The 18,732-nt window shown below is 72.8% G+C and carries 11 protein-coding genes and 1 pseudogene; 4 read left to right on the top strand and 8 right to left on the bottom strand.

Translation table 11 applies throughout. The features are described 5' to 3' along the window. Nucleotides 1-306 precede the first annotated feature (306 nt). Complete coding sequence (locus NMN56_RS35530) at nt 307-1,236, bottom strand: M15 family metallopeptidase (protein ID WP_274039333.1); 930 nt, start codon at nt 1,234-1,236, stop codon at nt 307-309. Between the two features lie 229 nt (nt 1,237-1,465). Here NMN56_RS35530 and NMN56_RS35525 point away from each other — a divergent pair. From NMN56_RS35525 to glpK, 4 genes and pseudogenes are all read left to right on the top strand, one after another. Next, nucleotides 1,466-1,894: pseudogene (locus NMN56_RS35525) on the top strand (Zn-ribbon domain-containing OB-fold protein); the annotation flags it as partial. 183 nt (nt 1,895-2,077) lie between these two features. After that, entirely contained in the window at nt 2,078-3,271 is a 1,194-nt protein-coding gene (locus tag NMN56_RS35520; protein WP_274039383.1) for a lipid-transfer protein, read from the top strand. Nucleotides 3,272-3,495: 224 nt separating this feature from the next. Then, entirely contained in the window at nt 3,496-4,233 is a 738-nt protein-coding gene (locus NMN56_RS35515; protein ID WP_274039332.1) for an MIP/aquaporin family protein, read from the top strand. A 79-nt stretch (nt 4,234-4,312) separates the two neighbouring features. Then, nucleotides 4,313-5,821: a glycerol kinase GlpK gene (glpK, locus tag NMN56_RS35510; protein WP_274039331.1), complete on the top strand. Its 1,509-nt coding sequence runs from the start codon at nt 4,313-4,315 to the stop codon at nt 5,819-5,821. Nucleotides 5,822-5,961: 140 nt separating this feature from the next. On the opposite strand, the gene NMN56_RS35505 is transcribed toward glpK, so the two are convergent. From NMN56_RS35505 to NMN56_RS35470, 7 genes are all read right to left on the bottom strand, one after another. Next, a complete protein-coding gene (locus tag NMN56_RS35505; RefSeq protein WP_274039330.1) occupies nt 5,962-6,591 on the bottom strand; it encodes a GTP-binding protein in 630 nt (209 codons plus the stop codon). After that, on the bottom strand, nt 6,572-6,955 hold the full coding sequence (locus NMN56_RS35500) for a DUF742 domain-containing protein (RefSeq protein WP_274039329.1): 384 nt from the start codon (nt 6,953-6,955) through the stop codon (nt 6,572-6,574). Before NMN56_RS35500 ends, NMN56_RS35505 begins: the two co-directional genes overlap by 20 nt. A gap of 1 nt (nt 6,956) precedes the next feature. Beyond that, nucleotides 6,957-7,400: a roadblock/LC7 domain-containing protein gene (locus NMN56_RS35495; protein WP_274039328.1), complete on the bottom strand. Its 444-nt coding sequence runs from the start codon at nt 7,398-7,400 to the stop codon at nt 6,957-6,959. Next, nucleotides 7,397-10,321, bottom strand: coding sequence for a nitrate- and nitrite sensing domain-containing protein (locus tag NMN56_RS35490; RefSeq protein WP_274039327.1), 2,925 nt, complete (start codon nt 10,319-10,321; stop codon nt 7,397-7,399). Before NMN56_RS35490 ends, NMN56_RS35495 begins: the two co-directional genes overlap by 4 nt. Nucleotides 10,322-10,836: 515 nt before the next feature. Beyond that, nucleotides 10,837-15,786, bottom strand: coding sequence for a coiled-coil domain-containing protein (locus NMN56_RS35480; protein WP_274039326.1), 4,950 nt, complete (start codon nt 15,784-15,786; stop codon nt 10,837-10,839). 175 nt (nt 15,787-15,961) lie between these two features. Then, entirely contained in the window at nt 15,962-16,936 is a 975-nt protein-coding gene (locus NMN56_RS35475; RefSeq protein ID WP_274039325.1) for a hypothetical protein, read from the bottom strand. A gap of 37 nt (nt 16,937-16,973) precedes the next feature. Beyond that, nucleotides 16,974-18,482, bottom strand: coding sequence for a hypothetical protein (locus NMN56_RS35470; protein ID WP_274039324.1), 1,509 nt, complete (start codon nt 18,480-18,482; stop codon nt 16,974-16,976). Nucleotides 18,483-18,732 lie beyond the last annotated feature (250 nt).

The following is an 18,732-nucleotide window of genomic DNA, read 5'->3' as shown; positions in this document are numbered from 1 at the left end:
TCGGTACATGCGCGTAGACCCGGGCGGGCGCCCGGCCGAACGCCCGGTCGTCGCCCGGTAGGCGGCTGTCCGCGGCTGTCCGCGGCCGATCCACCGGGGTGTCGTACGGCGGGGGACCGTACAGCCGGGAAGCGGACATTCCGCTCGGTGTGCGTGACCCCGTGGGTGTACGTGGCCCCATGGGTGTACGTGGTCCCGCCGGCGCGCGTGGCACCTTCGGTACTCGCGGTCCCGCCGGTGCTCGCGGCTGAGGGAGCGCGAAGGAACGCGAGCGCGAGGGAAGGCGAGGGAACGCGCGTGGCGGCTTCAGTGCGGGTGGCTGAGGGAGCGCCGGGTGACGGGGAAGTCGAAGTAGGTGTCGGGGAACGTCTCCGGCTTGTGGGTGAAGTGCCACCACTCCTCGGGGAGGTTGGCGAAGCCGGCCTTCTCCAGGGTGTTCTTCAGCAGGAGGCGGTTGGCGCGCTGCTTGCCCTGGATACGGGGGTCGTCCGTGTGCGAGAGGGTGTCGAAGCAGTCGAACCCGGTGCCGGTGTCGACGGAGTTGTCGGGGAAGCGCTCGCCCTTGGGCGCTGCGCAGTCAACGAGGGGTTCGCCGGGCTCGTAGGGGCGGGTGGGTTTCGCCGGGAGCCGCACGAGCGTCAGGTCGACCGTACTGCCCCTGCTGTGGCCGGACTTCTCCGCGATGTAACCGTCCTCGAACAGGCGGGACTTGTCCACGCGGGGGTAGAACTCCGCCTTCATCCGCTGGTCGTCGAGGTCCTTGGCCCAGCGCACGAAGTGTTCGACGGCGCGCTGGGGGCGGTAACAGTCGTAGACCTTCAGGGTGTAGCCGCGCCTGAGGAGGGAGCGCTGCGCCGTGGCGAGGGCCTTGGCGGTGTCGCGGGTGACGAGGCACAGCGGTTTGCGGTAGCCGTCGATGGGCTCGCCGACGAAGTTGTGCGGGGTGACGTAGCGGATCTCCTGCCGGATGGTCGGGGCGACATCGCGCAGGGCCACGAACTCCTCGGGCGCCTTGGGTCCGTGGCCGCCGTGCCCGGCCCGTACGCCGGTGGAGGACGGCTGGTCCTGCCCTGTGCCGGTGGCCGGCGATTGACCTGGCGGCTGTGCCTGTACGGGAGCCACGGCCAGGGTCAGCAACGCCGCGGCGGCGAGCACGGGGGCGGTGCGCACGGCGGCGGTACGGAGTACGGGGACGGTACGGAGTGCGGGGCGCGGGGCGAAGCGGATACGTCTCATGCTCCTCTCCTCTACCAGGGAACGGAGCCGAGAGGAACGGTGGCACGGGACCACCCCCGTCGGCCCCGTACCACCGCTCATGTCCCTCTGGACGCCGAACGGGCCTCCGCGGTTCGGGCGACCCGGCGGGCGTATGCGCATGTGAGCTTCCGGTGACACCCTCGTGACAGTCGGCGCCGGCGCGTGCCACACTCCTGACGGGCCGTCAGTTCTGGTGTGGGGAGAGGCTGTGCAGCGCACACGTAGGGCCGCCGTGGAGGGATGGTTCGCCGGAGAGGGTGAGGACTTCGCGCTGCTGGGCACCAGGTGCCGGGCGTGCGCCTCGGTCTTCTTCCCCCGCGAGGACTCCTTCTGCCGCAACCCCCGCTGCTCGGGCAGCGAACTGGACGAGGTGCCGCTCTCGCGCAGGGGGCGCGTGTGGTCCTTCACGGACGGGCGCTACCGTCCGCCGGCTCCGTACGTCTCGGACCCGGACAGCGAGTGGGAGCCGTATGTGCTGCTCGCCGTGGAGCTGGAGGCCGAACGGATGGTCGTGCTCGGGCAAGCACCACCCGGTACGAGCACGGCGGACCTCACCGTGGGCATGGAGGCCGAAGTGGTGCCCGGCGTACTCAACGAGGACGGCGAGCACAGCTGGACCACCTGGCACTGGCGCCCGGTTCCGGCGGACGGTCCGGGCCCGACGGACGGGCCTGTTCCGGCGGACGGTCCGGTGCCGATGAACGATCCTGTTCCGGCGGACGGTCCCGCTCCCACGGACGATGGATCCGGTGCCGGCGGACGGTCCCGTTCCGCCGCGCGGCCAGGCCGCGCCGGGCGACGGGGACACGGAGACGGGCCGGTGAGCGGCGAGGTCGCGGTGCTCGGCGCCGGAATGCATCCGTGGGGCAAGTGGGGCCACTCCTTCGTGGAGTACGGGACGCGTGCCGCACGCGCCGCGCTCGCTGACGCCGGGCTCGCGTGGGGGGACATCGGCTCCGTCGTCGGCGCCGACACCGTGCGCGGCGGCTACCCGGGCTATGTGGCCGGGGCGACGTTCGCACGGGCGCTGGGCTGGCAGGGCGCGCGGGTCACGAGCGTGTACGCGGCGTGTGCCTCGGGGGCGCAGGCGATCGGCACGGCCAGGGCGCAGATACTGGCGGGGCTCGCCGACGTGGTGCTGGTGGTGGGCGCCGACGCGGCGCCCAAGGGGTTCTTCAAACCGGCGGGCGGCGACAGGCCGGAGGACCCCGACTGGCTGCGGTTCCGGCTGCTGGGCGCCACGAACCCCGCGTACTTCGGGCTCTACGCGCGGCACAGGATGGCCGTGCACGGCGACACCCGCGAGGACTTCGCGCGGGTCAAGGTGAAGAACGCGGCTGCCGGCGCCCTCAACCCGTACGCGCGCTACCGCAAGCCGGTCACCGAGGAGGAGGTCGCCGCCTCGGCCGTGGTCGCCGATCCGCTGCGGCTGCTGGACATCTGCGCCACCTCGGACGGTGGGGCCGCGCTGGTGCTCTCCAGCATGGACTTCGCGCGGCGGCACGCGGCCGAGGGGCCGCTGGTGCGTATCCGCGCCGTCTCGACGGTCTCGCCCTCCTACCCGAACACCGTTCTCGATCTGCCGGACGTGGCGACCGACTCGGCGGCTGCCGTGCCCCCGCAGGACCGCGGGTTCCGCGCCTCCATCGCGCACGCCGCGTACGAGGAGGCAGGTCTCGGGCCCGGCGACATGTCGCTGGCCGAGGTCTATGACCTGTCCACGGCGCTGGAGCTGCAGTGGTACGAGGACCTCGGTCTCGCGGCGCCGGGTGCGGGCGCCGGACTGCTGCGCGAGGGTGCGACGGCGCTCGGCGGCCGGATCCCCGTCAACGCCAGCGGGGGCCTGGCCTCCTTCGGCGAGGCGGTTCCCGCACAGGCCATCGCCCAGGTGTGCGAGCTGGCGTGGCAGCTGCGGGGCCGGGCGGGTGAGCGCCAGGTGGCCGGGGCGCGGGCCGGTGTCACCGCGAACCAGGGGCTGTTCGGGCATGGCTCTTCCGTGGTCGCCGTACGCTGACCGGGCGGCTCCGGATACCGGGTGCGTCCGCAACCTTGACTGCCTCCCGGCAGGGTTGAACACTGCCGTCACGCTCGTCGCGGGCGCCAGGTCACCCCACGCGGCGGAACGGGGATCCCAGCTCCCCGCTGCCCTCCTGACGTCGGCTCCGTAGCGGTGGCACATGCGCATCCCGCTGGACGGAACGGAGCCCGAAGCTCCGGCCGAGAGCACAAGGAGCCGTCATGGACCAGTTTTCCAATGGGGACATCTTCATCGGCGAGATCATCGGCACGGCGATCCTGATCCTCCTGGGCGCGGGCGTGTGCGCCGCGGTCAACCTCCGCTTCTCCAAGGCCAAGGACGCCGACTGGATCGTTGTCGCGTTCGGCTGGGGCTTCGGCGTCATGGCCGGTGCCTACACCGTGGGGACCCTCTCCGGCGGGCACCTCAACCCCGCCGTCACGCTCGGCATCGCCATCAACGAGGGCGACAACTGGGAGAAGGTCCCGCTCTACATCGCCGGGCAGATGATCGGCGCCCTCATCGGCGCCACGCTGTGCTGGGTCGCGTACCACGCCCAGTTCGAGGCCAACAGGGACAAGGACAACGCCTCACCGACGCTGGGCATCTTCGCCACGGCGCCCGAGGTGCGCAAGCCCGTCGCGAACGTACTCACCGAGACCGTCGCCACCCTCGCACTGGTGCTGCCGCTGCTGGCCTTCGGACTCACCAAGGGCATCGGCGAGAGCGGGCTGAGCAGCCTGCTGGTGGCGTTCCTCGTCGTCGGCATCGGCCTCTCCCTCGGCGGGCCGACGGGCTACGCCATCAACCCGGCGCGCGACCTCGGCCCGCGCATCGCGCACGCGCTGCTGCCGATACCCAACAAGGGCACCAGCGACTGGGGCTACGCATGGGTGCCGGTCGTCGGGCCCCTGGCAGGCGGGGCACTGGGCGCGCTCATATTCAAGGCCGCCTTCTGATCTCCACGGCCGCTCCCCCACCGACGGCCGCCTTCCCGCATCACCGTCCGACAGCACTCACCCGAGGGGTCGTCACACCATGACGGACAAGTACGTCGCCGCAATCGATCAGGGAACCACCTCCAGCCGGTGCATCATCTTCAACCAGGACGGCGGCGTCGTCGCCGTCGACCAGCGCGAGCACCGGCAAATCTTCCCCAAACCCGGCTGGGTCGAGCACGACGCCACCGAGATCTGGTCCAAGGTGCAGGCCGTGGTGGCGGGCGCGCTCACAGGCGCGGGACTGCGCACCGACCAGCTCAGCGCCGTCGGCATCACCAACCAGCGCGAGACCACCGTCCTGTGGGACCGCGCCACCGGCGAGCCGGTGCACAACGCCGTCGTCTGGCAGGACACCCGTACCTCCGCGCTGTGCGCGGAACTCGGCGCGAGCGACGGCCAGGACCGCTTCCGCGACCGTACGGGCCTGCCGCTCGCCAGCTACTTCGCGGGCCCCAAGGTCGCCTGGCTGCTCGACAACGTGCCGGGGCTGCGGCAGCGCGCCGTCAACGGTGAGATCGCCTTCGGCACCATCGACTCCTGGCTCATCTGGAACCTCACGGGCGGCACGGAGGGCGGCAGGCACGTCACGGACGTCACCAATGCCTCCCGCACCATGCTGATGAACCTGGAGACCCTGGAGTGGGACCAGTCCGTGCTGGACGCCATGGGCGTGCCGGCCGCCGTGCTGCCCGAGATCCGCCCCTCGTCCGAGGTGTACGGCACGGCCGTCGGGCAGCTCGCCGGGGTGCCCGTCGCCTCGGCGCTCGGTGACCAGCAGGCCGCCGTCTTCGGCCAGACGTGCTACGGCGTCGGCGAGGCCAAGAACACCTACGGCACGGGTTCCTTCCTGCTGCTCAACACCGGCAACCGGCCCGTGCCCAGCAAGAACGGCCTCCTGACGACGATGGGCTACCAGTTGGGCGGCGAGCCGCCCGTCTACTGTCTGGAGGGGTCCATCGCGATCACCGGGGCCCTCGTCCAGTGGTTCAGGGACCAGCTCGGCATCATCGGCGACGCGTCCGAGATCGAGCCGCTCGCCGCCAGCGTGGAGGACAACGGCGGCGCGTACATCGTGCCCGCCTTCTCGGGCCTCTTCGCGCCGTACTGGCGCTCCGACGCGCGCGGCGTCATCACCGGGCTGACCCGCTACGTCACCAAGGCGCACCTGGCGCGCGCGGTGCTGGAGGCGACGAGCTGGCAGACACGGGAGGTCGTGGACGCCATGTACGAGGACTCCGGCGTGCGCATCACCGCGCTGAAGGTCGACGGCGGCATGACCGTCAACGGGCTGCTGATGCAGCATCAGTCGGATGTGCTGGACGTGCCGGTGATCCGCCCCGTGGTGGCCGAGACGACATGTCTGGGCGCCGCCTACGCGGCCGGGCTGGCGACCGGCGTGTGGTCGGACCTGGACGAGCTGCGTGCGCACTGGAAGCGCGATGCCGAGTGGACGCCGCGCATGAGCGCGGAGGAGCGGGACCGCGAGTACGGCAACTGGCGCAAGGCCGTCGAGCGCAGCTTCGGCTGGCACGAGGAGGAGAGCTAGGGCCCTGCCGCTTGTGGGAAGTGTTTCGGCTGCGGGTGAGTGAGGGCTGCTCGCGCAGTTCCCCGTGCCCCTTCCGGGCGCACACCCACCGCACGCGGGCACGGCGCGCGCCCTGGACGGCGGGGCACGCGCCGTGCTCGTCAGGTGGTGGCGGGCTCGCGGGAGGCCGCAGCCGCCGCTGCCTGCGCCGAGGCGTGCATGGCGTGTTCGACGACGGAGACGAGCACGTCGCGGGACGACTCCCTGCGGCGCGCGTCACACAGCATGACGGGCACCTCGCCGTCGAGGTCCAGCGCCTCCCGCACCGTCTCCAGCGGGTAGCGCTCGGCGCCGTCGAAGCAGTTGACGGCGACGGTGAAGGGGATGCCGCGCCGCTCGAAGTAGTCGACGGCGGCGAAGCTGTCCTCCAGCCTGCGCGTGTCGGCGAGCACCACGGCGCCCAGCGCGCCCTGCGCCAACTCGTCCCACAGGAACCAGAAGCGGTCCTGGCCCGGGGTGCCGAACAGGTACAGGACCAGCTGCTCGTTGATGGTGATGCGACCGAAGTCCATGGCGACCGTGGTCGTGGACTTCGCCTCCACCCCCTCGGTGTTGTCCACCGGCCGTCCCGCCTCGCTCAGAGTCTCCTCCGTGCGCAGCGGCTTGATCTCGCTGACGGCGCCGACCAGCGTCGTCTTGCCGACCCCGAAGCCGCCTGCCACCAGGATCTTCAGCGTGACCGGCTCGGCGGGTGCGGCCTTGCCGCTCCGCTTAGAGCGCCCGAAGACCATTGATCACCTCTCTGAGGATGCTCTCGTCCGGCAGTTCGGCCGGAGGGACGGGACGGGTGACATGGACCAGCTCCGCCTTCACCAGGTCGCCGATCAGGACGCGTACGACCCCGACGGGCAGGTCGAGTTCGGCGGCCAGTTCGGCGACCGAGAGGGACGAGCGGCGGCAGTACGTCACGATGTCGACGTGCTCGGGCGCGAGCGAGTGGTCGTCCTGGACGTCCTCCTCGCCGTCGACATCCGCGATCACCAGGGCGATGAGATCGAGCGGTGCCTCCTCGGCGCTGCTGCGTGTGCGGCCACGCGTCATCGCGTACGGCCGCACCACAGGTCCTGCCGCGTCGTCGAACCACCGGTCCTTCATGTCAGTCGGTACCGGTGCCACCGGCGGGGCCCATGCGGGGTGCGGTGCCCAGGTGCACACCGACCCGCTTGACGAGCAGGGTCATCTCGTACGCGACCTGACCCACGTCGGAGTCGGCGTCCGAGAGCACGGCGAGGCAGCTTCCGTCGCCCGCCGCCGTGACGAAGAGGAACGCCTCGTCCAGCTCCACGACCGTCTGGCGGACGCCACCGGCGCCGAAGTGCCGGCCGACGCCCTTGGCGAGGCTGTGGAAGCCGGAGGCCACGGCCGCCAGATGCTCGCCGTCCTCACGGGTGAGGCCCTGCGAGGTGCCTCTGGCGAGGCCGTCCCCCGAGAGTACGAGCGCCTTGCGGATGCTGCCGACGCGCTCGACCAACTCGTCGAGGAGCCAGTTGAGTTCACCGCTCTTGGGCTGATTGTGCGCTGCGGCTTTCGGTGCGGTCATCGACCGTCCCCCTCCGGTGTCGTTCCGTGTGCTGTCTCCCCCGCGTCGTCCCCCGACGGGTCTGGTTCTCTGGACGCACCGTACGCGCCGTATGTGTCCGATTCACTGTGCTGCCTGCCACGTTCCCAGCCGCGCTGGAGCGAGGCCATCCTGCTGCGCACCTCGTCGGCGTCGCGCTCGCCCGTGTCGGCCGGTGCGGTGCGGCCGGGAGCCGTGCCGGGCTCCTGGCCGTCGCCGGCGGCGCCGTCCGCGCGCAACTGCGGTGCGAGGCTGGCCTGGCGTACGCGGCGCGGCAGGCCACCGACGCTGGGCCTGCGGTCCCGCTCAGGCTCCGCGCGCCCTCCCGCTTCGCGGGTCACCGCCGGGGCTGCCTGGGCGCCCGCCGAGGGGGCGCCCGCCGGCTTCTCCCGGCGCGGGAGCGCCGCGGGCCCTCCGGCGCCGGAACGGCCGTTGTCCCCCGAGCGCCCGTTCTCGCCCGAACGTCCGCTGTCCGGCTGGCGGTTCTTGTCGGCGGTACGTCCGTTGTCGACCGGGCGCCCGTGGTCGGAGACCAGTACCGGTGCTCCGGGACGGCGTCGTGGCAGGGGCGTGGGCCGCCCCGTGTCCTCGGGCGCCCCGGTGCCGGCTTCGTCCTCGGTCGTACGGTCCGCTGCCGTACGGTCCGCCGTCGTACGGGAGGAGGGGCCGGACTCGGACTCGTCGCGCGCCTGCTGGTGCTGCTCTCCCGTCGGGACGGAGGAGGGCGGTGTGCGGTCGCGCTTACGGAAGAGCCTGCCGCCGCTGTCTGGTCCTTCCAGACCTTCGAACGGTGCCTCAAGTTCGACAGGCCCGTCGACGGGGCGCCCCTGGCTGCCGAGTGCGCGCCGTTCGGCGCCGCCTTCCAGCAGCGGGACGGGCGTCTGCGCCAGTGCCTCGGTCAGCTCGCGCTCCCCGGGCCCCGCGCGGTCGCCGTTCCGCTCGCCCCGTGAACCGCCTTCCAGCGCCGTACGGTGCGTGCCCTGACCCGTCACCTCGTCGTCGCGGTCGGGGGTCTCGGTGAGGACGGCGCCGGGTATCAGGACAACGGCGGTCGTGCCGCCGTACGGAGAGGGCTGGAGCGAGACGCGTACGCCCTGGCGCTGGGCGAGGCGGGAGACGACGAACAGGCCGAGCCTGTCGGTGTCGGACAGCTCGAACTCGGGGGTCTCGGCGAGCCGCAGATTCGCGTCGAGCAGCGCCTCGGCCGTCATGCCCAGGCCGCGGTCGTGGATCTCCAGGGTGAAGCCGTTGGCGACGCGCTCGCCCAGCACCTGTACGGCGGTGTGCGGCGGCGAGAACACCGTGGCGTTCTCCAGCAGTTCGGCGATGAGGTGGGTGAGGTCGGCGACGGCGCTGCCGTCGACGGCGAGCCGGGGCAGCCGGCGCACCTCGATGCGCTCGTAGTCCTCGACCTCGGCGACGGCGGCCCTGACGACGTCCATGAGCTGTACGGGCTTGCGCCACTGCCGCGAGGGCGCGGCGCCGGAGAGGATCACCAGTCCCTCGGCGTGCCGGCGCATGCGGGTGGTGAGATGGTCGAGCCGGAAGAGGTCGGCGAGTTCGTCGGCGTCCTCGGTGCGGCGCTCCATGGCGTCGAGGAGGGTGAGTTGGCGGTGCAGCAGGACCTGGTTGCGGCGGGCGAGGTTGACGAAGACCTCGGAGACACCGCGCCGCATGTCGGCCTGTTTGACGGCCGCTTCGACCGCGGCGCGCTGGAGTGTGTTGAGCGCCTGCCCGACCTGTCCCATCTCGTCCGGCGGGTAGTCGAGCCGGGGCGACTCGGTCTCGACATCGACCTGGTCACCGGAGGCCAGGCGCCGCATGACGCTGGGCAGGCGCACTCCGGCGGACTCGTTGGCGTCCTTGCGCAGGATGTTGAGGTCGCGCACCAGGCCACGGCCGACGCGGAACGAGATGACGAGCGAGGCCAGCACGGCGAGGAAGCCGAGGACGCCTGCCGCGGCGGCCTGGATGAGGACCTTGGTGGCGACGGGGGCGATGCGCTCCTGGTGCCGTTCGGCCGCCTCGACGCTCATGCGGTCGAGGTCGTCGAGTGCCGTGGTCATCGCCGCCCGCCACCGCACGGCGCTCACGGGCCCCGAGGTGCTGCGCGGGCCCGCGGCGATGACGGCGTCCTCGTAGCCGCGCAGGGTACGGCCGTCGGTGCCGTCCCAGTAGTTCTCGAAAGCGCGCCGGTCGTCGGCGGGAATCGAGGGCAGGTTGGTCTGGTAGGTGATGTTGCGCTCGGCGACACGGTCGGACAGCGCGCGCTGGTCGCCCTTGGTGAACTGCCCCGCGACATAGGCGGCGGCCATCAGCGCGTCCTCGCGGGACAGGTACTCGCGGGCGCGGGTGACCCCGACGAGCGCGCGGCCCTGCTTCTCCAGGTCGACGTTGTCGACGCTGCTGAGGGAGCTGACGAACGCGTAGGCGGGGTCGACCAGTTCGTTGTACGCCTGGAAGGCGCCGCCCCGCGTGATGGTGTTGTCCTCGGCCTTCTCGCGCAGCTTGTCCAGCCCGTCGAGCGCCCCGAGCAGGTCGTCGAGGCGTGCGGTGGCATCGGCGCCCAGATCGGAACGCAGGCCGCTGTCCGCCGCGTTCTTCCTGATGACGGAGACCTTGGCATCGGTCTGGCGCTGGAGCTTGTGCAGCTTGGTCAGCCCGTCGGTGCGCCGCGGGTCGGCCAGGTACACGAGGATCTGGCGCCGCTCGCGCTGGATGGCCTGGACGGTCTCCTCCGTGGGGTCACCGACCTTGTGGGTGACCTCGTCGAGCCGCAGCAGCCTGTTGGCTTCCGTCGCGGTGATGTAGGTGGCGAAGCCCCAGATCGAGACGAGGGAGACCAGCGGCACCAGAAGCAGCACCACGATCTTCCGGCGGATCGACTTCCCGCGAAAGCGCATGGCCTCCCCTACGTCAACCCCAGCGCTCGGGGGCGTATACCGACAGCAAACGGCGTGAGCTTACTACTCGCGTTCGGCCAACTCGTAGATATGTACGGGAGGGGGAACAGGCCGTCCAGGGTGCCTCATCCTGAGTTGTCCGTCGATGCCCGGGTGCGCGTTCGCAGATTGTGGCGCAGGACACGTTTATGGAACCGTGGGTACACCGAGGGGTCGTGAAGGGGGAGTGAAGGTCATGTACGCGAAGAGCCGTCTTCCGGACCCGGTACGCGCAGCCGCCGTACGCGCCGTCATCATCGGTGCGCTGACGCTGGTTCAGCTCATGGTGGCGTTCTTCTGTTCGCTCGCCACCGTGTGGCTGGCGTTCCCGATGGTGCTGTCCACGGTGGCCAGCACGGTTGTGGCGACATGGGCCGTGCTGGACGTATGGATCACGCGGCAGGTGTGGGTGCAGCGCAACGGCGTGGTCTCGGAGCCCAGCAGCGCGGCCCGCCGGCGCGCGCGTGCCGCGGCGGCTAAGGACGCACGGCGTCCTCCGGGCCGCCCCGTGCCGGGCGAGGCACGGGCGTCACGTCCTGCGGGCCATCCGGCTCACCCGGCGCCTCCACCTCAGCGTGCGCACGCGGGGCACCCTCAGCCCGGGACAGGGGCGGGACCGGGGCCGGGTCCGGGTCCGGGTCGCCCTGTTCCTCCCGCTCGTCCCGCTCGTCCCCGGGGCGCCGGTACATCCTCGTCGCGGTGATCTCACCGTGCACGGACGGCTCGCCCTCCTCGCCCTCGCCGGCGGGCAGTCCTGGCCGCAGATGCTCCTCGACGCTGATGTACTTCAGCCCGGCACGCAGGTCGGCGTCGTTGCGCAGCCGGATCACGAGCGGGAACTCCGCGAGCGCCGTGGTGTCGAACAGGCCCGTGGTGTAGAGGAGTTGGACGCCGAGCGCGTCGGCGACGGCACGCTGCAGCTCCAGCAGATAGGTCGCGTTGGCACGCCCGATGGGGTTGTCGAGGAAGAGCGTGCCCGCGTGCCGGTGCTTGTCGTCACCCCGGTCGTTGCTGCGCAGCGCCGCCATCGTGCAGTAGAGCGCGATCGCGGCCGTCAGCAGCTGGCCGCCCGAGAAGACATCTCCCATCTGCCCCACCGGCACCCGCTCGGCGCGCAGTACGGCGTCCGGCTTGAGGATCTCGACGGAGACGCCGCGCGGCTGGAGCGCCGCCTGAACCCCGCGCAGCAGCAGGGACATTCCGTCCCGCCGCAGATCCGAGTTCTTCCGCACGGCTGAGCGCGTGGCCTCGTCGATGACCTCGCCCAGCCGCTCGGTCAGCGTCGCCTGGTCGGGGTCCTCGAAGCGGATCCGCAGGAACTCCTGGCCCGACCACTCCCCCAGCCCCTCGGGCAGCCGGGAGAGGCGCTGCGCGGAGCGCAGGGTGGTGAGGGAGGACTCCACGAGGCCGCGCAGCCGGTCGACGATGCTGTCGCGGTTGCGCTCCAACTGCGCCAGCTCGTCGGTGAGGACGCGCAGCCGCGGCGCGAAGGCCGCGGCCCATGCCGCCGCGTGCTCGGGCAGCGACGAGGCGGGCAGCTCCCGGATCTGCTGGCGTGCCGGGGTGCGCACCTGCTCGTAGCGGGTGGAGTTGGCGTGCCGTACGAGTACGTCGCACGTCTCGCGCAGTGCCTGCTCGGCCGCCGTGAGGTCGGCGGCGCAGCCGCGCAGCGAGCGCCGGGCCTCGGCCGCCGCCTGGCGTGCCTCGGCCGGTGTGCCCGCGTACGGTTCGGGGCGCTCCTCGCTGCCCTGTTCGCCGGGTGCCGCGTGCGGGTCGCGGAGCAGGTCGCGCAGGGTTGTCGCCGTCTCGTCGAAGCCGCCCGCCGCGTCCTCGGCCGCCGTGTGCGCGCGTACGAGCTGGCTGTGCGCCGACCTCGCCGCCTCCAACTCGTCCCCGCGTGCGGCGAGTTCGGCGTTGGCCGTACGCAGCAGCGTCTGGGCCTGCGCCGCGTCGGCCGGCACCAGGTCGTCGGGCAGGTCCGTGTGCGCCTCGCCGTTCGCGGGCGCCAGCCGCTCCGCCTCGCCGCGCAGCCGCCCCAGCTGTTCGCTGGCGTCCGAGCCACGTGCCTCCAGCTTCTGCACGAGAGCCTCGGCCCGTGAGGCAGCGGCCTGGCGGGAGGGGCCGTCGGCGCCGTCGGGGCCTTCGAGGAGCTGCGCCGCGCGGGTGCGGACCTTGTTGGTGAGGCGGTCGAGGCCGGCGAGCGCCGCCGACTCGTCGCTCTCGGCGCGTGCCTGCTCGGCGCGCAGGTCGGCGCCGACACCGACCTTCTCGTAGAGCTGCGAGGCCGAACGGTACGCCTCGCGCAGGTCGGGCAGCGAGGACGGCCGGGGCTGCTCGCTCCCGGAGGCGCCCTTCCCGCCGGACTGTTCGCTCGCGCCGGCCCCCTCGGCCCCCTCGGCCCCCTCGGGCTCGTCGGGGACGCCGGCGATCTCGGCGCGTTCGGCGCGCAGCGTACGGGCCGTGCGGCGCGCGTCGTCGGCAGCGCGCTGGGCGACACGGCGGTCGTCGTCGGCTGAACGGGCGCGCTCGACGAGGGCTTCGGCCCGCTCCTCGGCAGCGGCCACCTCGTCGGCCAGCTCCCGCAGCCTGGACTGCCAGGTGACGCGCTCGCGCAGCCGGAAGGCGAGCCCGGCGAGCGCGTCGGCGCTGCGGCGGGAGCGCTGGGCCGCCTCCTGGCGCTCGTCGCGTACGCGCGCGGTGTCGGCCGCTGCCTCGTCGGCCTCCTCCCGCGCGCTCCGTGCCTCGGTCAGGCGGAGGCGTGCGGCCTCGGCAGCCTCGCGGGCCTCGGCAGCCGCCGTGGCGAGTTCGGCGAGCTGCCCCTCGGGGCAGCCGGTACGCCAGGAGGCGAGCCGCGCGGCGAGGCCCCGGTCGGCCGACAGGCGCGCGGCGAGCGCCCTGATCTCCTCGTCCCGGCCGGCCGCACGCTCGCGCAGCTGGCGGCGCTCGTCGTCGGCCGCCCGTTCGTCGTGCATCGCCGGGTTCGGCGGCACGAGGAAGACCCCCGTATCACCGCTGCCGTCTCCCGTGCCCGGTGCGGGCGTGGGCGCGAGGAGTGCGGCTGCCGTGCCGACGGCGACGGCTGAACGCGGCAGCAGCGCGGCCCCTGCCAGGACCTCGCGGGCGCGTGCGTGGCTGTCGGGGTCGGTGATGACGATGCCGTCGACCAGTTCGGGACGCGCGGAGAGCACGGCGGCGTGGTCGGCCGGGTCGACGGCCTGTGCGAGATAGCGCCAGCCCGGCAGCGCCGGGATGCCGTGCTCGCCCAGGAACTCGACGGTCGCCGTGACATCGGGCCCCGGAGGCAGCAGTCCGCCGTCGCCGAGCGCACCGAGCATGCGGGAGTCCTCGGCCGCGTCCGTACGCAGCTCAAACAGCTGGCGCTCGGCCGCCGCCACGCCCTCGTCCAGCAGCTCGCGGAGGGCCTCCGCGTTACGGTCCAACTCCTCGGCGGTCAGCGGGCCCTGGGCGGGTGCGTCCTGGGCGCCGTCGGCCGCGGGCTGCCCCGCCTTCGCCGTACCCTGCGCGGCGCGGTGGCCAGGGAGGCGCTCTGCGCCCTGCCGCGCCGTACGGGTGCCCTGCGCCGAGGGCAGACCGAGCAGTTCGGCCAGGCGCTCCTCGGCGCCGAGTGCCTCGGCCGCTGCGCGCTCAGCCGTGTGGGCCGCCTCGGCCGCCTCGGCAGCGTCGGCGGCGCGTGCGGCGGCGAGTTCGGCCGCCGTGTGCTGGGAGGCCGCCTCGCGGGCCCGCTCGGCGCAGCCCTGTGCGGCTTCCCTGGCGGCGTCGAAAGCGGCGACGGTGGTCTTCTCCGCCTCGCTGGCCGCGAGCGCCGCACGTGCGGGATCGGCGTCCGGGTCGGAGTCGTCCAGCCAGCCGGCGCGTACAGCCTCTGCCGTCTCCTGTTCGACCTCGGTGAGGCGCTGGCGCAGGTGGTCGCTCTCGCTGCGCGCGCGCTGGGCCTCGGTGGCCGCGGCTGTGGCGTCGCGGTGCGCGCTCTCGCTCTCGCCCTGGAGCGCGGCCGAGCGCTCCTCCTGTTCGACGGCGATCCGCTCGCCGTCAGCCGCTGCCGCGTTGAGGGCACGTACGAGCGCTGTGGCGGCCGTGGCGCGGGCGGCGAGCGCCGGCGCGGCGTCGCGTTCGGCCTCCTGGATGGCGGCGGCCACACGGGCCGAACGGTCGGCCGCCGCACGGTGCGCGAGCACCGTCTCGGCCGCCTGCCAGGCGGAGTGCAGCGTACGGGCCTCGCTCAGCTCGCGCTTCTGCCGTGCCGCCGACTTCTCCGCGTCGGCGAGCGCGAGGGAGGCATGGCGGTAGGCGAGTTCGGCGGAGACGAGGGAGGCACGGGAACGGGTGTCCTCGGCCGCTGTGACGGACTCCTGCGCCTGGGCGACCTGTTCGGCCAGCTCGGCAGCGCGGCCACGCTCCTGGGTGCCGCGCGCGAAGAGGCGGTGCGCGAGGGCGCGGGTGCGGCGCTCGGCCCCGGTGTGGATCTCGCGGGCCTGCGCGCGGGACTCGGCCGACTCGGTGATGCGCTGGAGCAGGTCGAGGGAGCCCGCCGTGAAGTCGCGTTCAGCGGTGAGTTCGGCGCGGCGGCCGAGCTTGTGCGCGAAGCCGTGCACGAGGTCGGCGAGGCCGTCGGTGTCACGGGTGTCGGTGACGGCGCGCAGCAGCAGGTCGGTGAAGTCCGAGTCGTTCTTGACGGCGAACAGGCCGGCGGCCTCGCCCTCGTCGGCGTTCATCTCGCGCTGGTAGCGGAAGAGTTCGGGGTCCAGGCCGAGCCCTGTCAGGTGTTCGTTCCAGCGCTCCTGGATCTCCTCCCAGGCGACGTCCAGGTTCGGATACGCCTTGCCGGTCTCCGTGAGGACGTCGCGGAAGCCCTTCATGGTGCGCCGCCTGCCGCGCGCCGAGGAGGCGCCCTCGGCCGCCGGCCGCAGCGCGGCTGACTCGGCGACGGGGAGGGAGTCCAGGGACATGCCTGGCCCCGGCCTGAACGAGTACCACGCCTCGGCGAACTTCCTGGGGTCGCCCGAGACCTGCCGCCCGCGCCACTCGCTGACCTTGCCGACGACGATGGTCTCGCCGGTCCTGGTGTGCTGCCACTCCAGCGCGACGTGCCCGCAGTCGTCGGCGAGCAGGAACTTGCGCAGCACACCGGAGCTGGCCCCGCCCAGGGTGTTGCGGTGCCCCGGGAGCATCACGGAGAAGATCAGCTTCAGGAGAACGGACTTGCCGCCCCCGTTCTCCAGGAAGAGCACACCGGCCGGTGCGGGACGGCGGGGCGGCCCCTGCGGCTCCTCCTCGAAGAAGTCGGCCTGCGCCGGAGCAGGGCTGGGCACGGGTACGCCGACTCCGCGCAGGTCCAGCACGGTGTCGGCGTAGCGCGCACCGGCGGGTCCGATGGAGTAGAGGCGAATCCGGGACAGCTCGTACATGGCGGCGGGCTCTCGTGTCTGTGGGGTTCGTCGGACGGGCGGCGCCCGTGTGGTCTGAGAGGTGGGTGGTGCGGGAAGTGCGGGTGGGTGGTGGTCCTAGAAGCGCGTGCGGTCACGGAGGGGGCGCGGTCACGGAGTCCGAGGGGGGTCGGGCCGGAGTACCGGGTGGGTGGGCTCAGGAGTGGAAGGGCAGACCGGCGTCCGGTGCCAGCTCCAGCCCTTCGGCGTCCTGCGGTGGCAGCAGGCTGGCCGTGCCGTCGGAGACGGGGACCACGCCCAGCTCCAGCAGTTCGGCCATGGCGGCGCTGCCCGCCATGTCGCGGACCTGGAGTTGGTAGCGGGCCGTTGTGCGGTACGTGCCGCCCGCGTCGTCCCCGGTGCGCTGGAGGAACCCGGAGTCCGCGAGGAAGCCGACCGCCTTAGCGATGATGCCCGTGGTCGAACCGGCGAGCCGCCGCGCGTCCTTGGTGGCTCCCGTGGAGCTGCGGCGGGCGTAGACACGCCAGCCGGCCTCAAGACCCGGCGCCTCGGTGGCCGGGTCGGTGTTCTCGCCCTCGGCCTCGGCGCGTTCGTCCAGGCGGCGGCATGCCTGGCGGACGAAGGAGTCGACGCCGTTGACGGTGATACGGCCGATGTAGCCGTCGTCGGCGAGGTCTTCGGGCCGGGGGAAGGCCATGGCGGCGACGGCGAGGTGGGCGAGGCCGTGCAGGAAGCGGTCGGCCGAATCGGCGGTCGCGCGGCGTGCGTAGTCGCCCATGCGGACGGCGAAGACGGAGTCCTCGTCGGCAGCGAGTGCCATGCCGGCGCGGGTGGAGACCTCCAGCACGACCAGGCCGAGGCCGGTGGCGACGGCGTCGGCGAGGCGCGCGAAAGCGGGCTCGTCGCGGTACCGGCGCAGCAGTTCGGTGTACTCGACATCGCGGGCCGGGATCAGCTTGGGGTGCAGCCCGAGCGAGACGAGCCGCGCCGCGTCGGCCGCGTCGGCCGGTGTGACGTGCTGCGCGGCCTTCGGGCTCGGCGCGGAGGACGGGACCGCGGAGGAGGCAGAGGCGGCCGGGGTCGCAGAAGCGGTCTGGGACGCCGGGGATGCCGGGGACGCCGGGGACGCGGCGGGTTCCGCCGTCCCGGCTTCCTGTTCGTAGTCAGTCACGTTCGCTCATCTCGTCGCTGCTGGTGGTGCTCCGCGCTCACGCGGCCTCCGTCCTGTCCGCCGCCATCCCCGCCGCGTCCAGCAGCGCCGTGCCCACGATGAGGTCGGCGCCGCCGAACTCCGGGTCGTCGAGCTGGGTGCCGTCGTCGACGGCGAACAGGAGGCGCTCCTCGCCCTGGCGGTAGGCGGTGCCCACCGGCGGACTGGCCGCATGGACGGCCAACAGGGCGACGAGGTACGGGAGTTCGGGATCACGGCGGCGTGCGTCGGCGAGCAGTCCGGAGAGGCGGCGGGGCGCGTCGGCCGGGAGTTCGAGCAGCTCCGACGCCGACTCCATCTGCGCCTCGCTGAAGCGGCTGTCGTCGGGCGTGGCCACCAGGTCGGGTTCGGGCATCTCGGCCCCGAGGTGCTCGCGGGGCGCGGGCGGGGTGAGGAGCAGGTCGACCAGGTCGCCCATGCGGACGGCGCCCGGAGTGCGCAGGCCCGCTCCCCCGGCGAAGAACGCATCGGTCACCCTGCTGGCGCGTTCGACCTCCAACTCCAGTACGGGGGCGAGCAGTTGGCCGTACAGGTCGGTGCCGGCGCGCGCAGCGGGCGGGGCGAAAGCCTGGCGGTCCTGCTCGGCGCGGAAGAGCGGGCCCGCCTCCAGCAGCCGGGACTGGAGCTGGGTGTGGCGGCGGATGCAGTCCTTGACGATGTCGACCAGCTCGGCGGCTCTGCGCTTGTGGTCAGGGCCCCGCTCCGAGGCGGCCTCGTCGCGTGCCTTGCGGATGTTGGTGAGGATCGCGTTCTCGTGCCGGTACCTGTCGGCGACGTGGTCGAGCGCCTCGCTGATCATGTCGGGCACCGCGCTGAGCCAGTCGACCGCGCGCACGTCGCGGCGTGTGGCCTCCAGGGTGCGGCGCAGCGTCTCCGCGTACTGCACGGTGCGGTAGCGGGCCTGTTCTGCTGCGAGCTGCGCGTCGGCGAGGCGGCCCCTGCTGATGAGGACCTCCAGCTTGACCTCGGCGGCGATCTGGGCGCTGGTGACATCGGTGTCGAGGGCGCCCACCAGGACGTTGACGGCCTCGTCCGTGGTGCGCAGATAGACGCTGCCGCCGGGACCCGGCACCTCCTCGATGAGCTTGAAGTCGTAGTCCCTGCGCACATAGACGCCGTCGGGTCCGAACGTGCCGTACACGGCGCGGAAGCCGCGGTCGACGCTGCCGACGTTCAGAAGGTTCTCCAACACCCAGCGGGCCACACGCTCGTGCTCGGCGCTGTCCCTGGCCGGGGCCTGCGCGGCGACGCGGGGCAGGAGCCTGGCGACTATCTGCTCGTGGTCGGCTCCGGTGTCGAAGTCCATCTGGAGCGTGACGTGGTCGATGGCGGCGAGCGCCAGCTCCGCCATCTCGTACGTGCTGTACTCCCCCGCGAGATTGGCCTTGCGGGTGTCCAGGTCGTGCAGGGGCGCGGTGCAGGCGAGCGCGCGGAGACGGCGGGCCAGACCCTCGTCGGCTGCGGGGCCGGGGGCCGGAGGGCGCGAGGACACACTGGTCCCCGTCATGGTGGTCCTCGCTGTCGTAGCGGCGTGCTCAGTCACGACGGACACATTAAGCGGTCCCACTGACAAGAGCCGAAACGGCACGGATGTGGCGTTCCGTCCCGCCCGTTCCCCGCTCGTCCCCCGCCCGGCCCCGACCGACTACGGGGCCTACGGGTCCGGAAGCGCGGCCCGGCGGCTGCGTCCCGGAGGCGCCGTCCGGCCGGGCACAGGACACACCTGTCGGCGCGGCCCCGGTGATCCTACGCGGGAC

Origin of the sequence: Streptomyces iconiensis, from assembly GCF_028657195.3 — a bacterium.
Classification (GTDB): Bacteria; Actinomycetota; Actinomycetes; order Streptomycetales; family Streptomycetaceae; genus Streptomyces; species Streptomyces iconiensis.
Note: the sequence above shows the minus strand (reverse complement) of the source record. Positions and strands in the feature narration are given on the sequence as shown.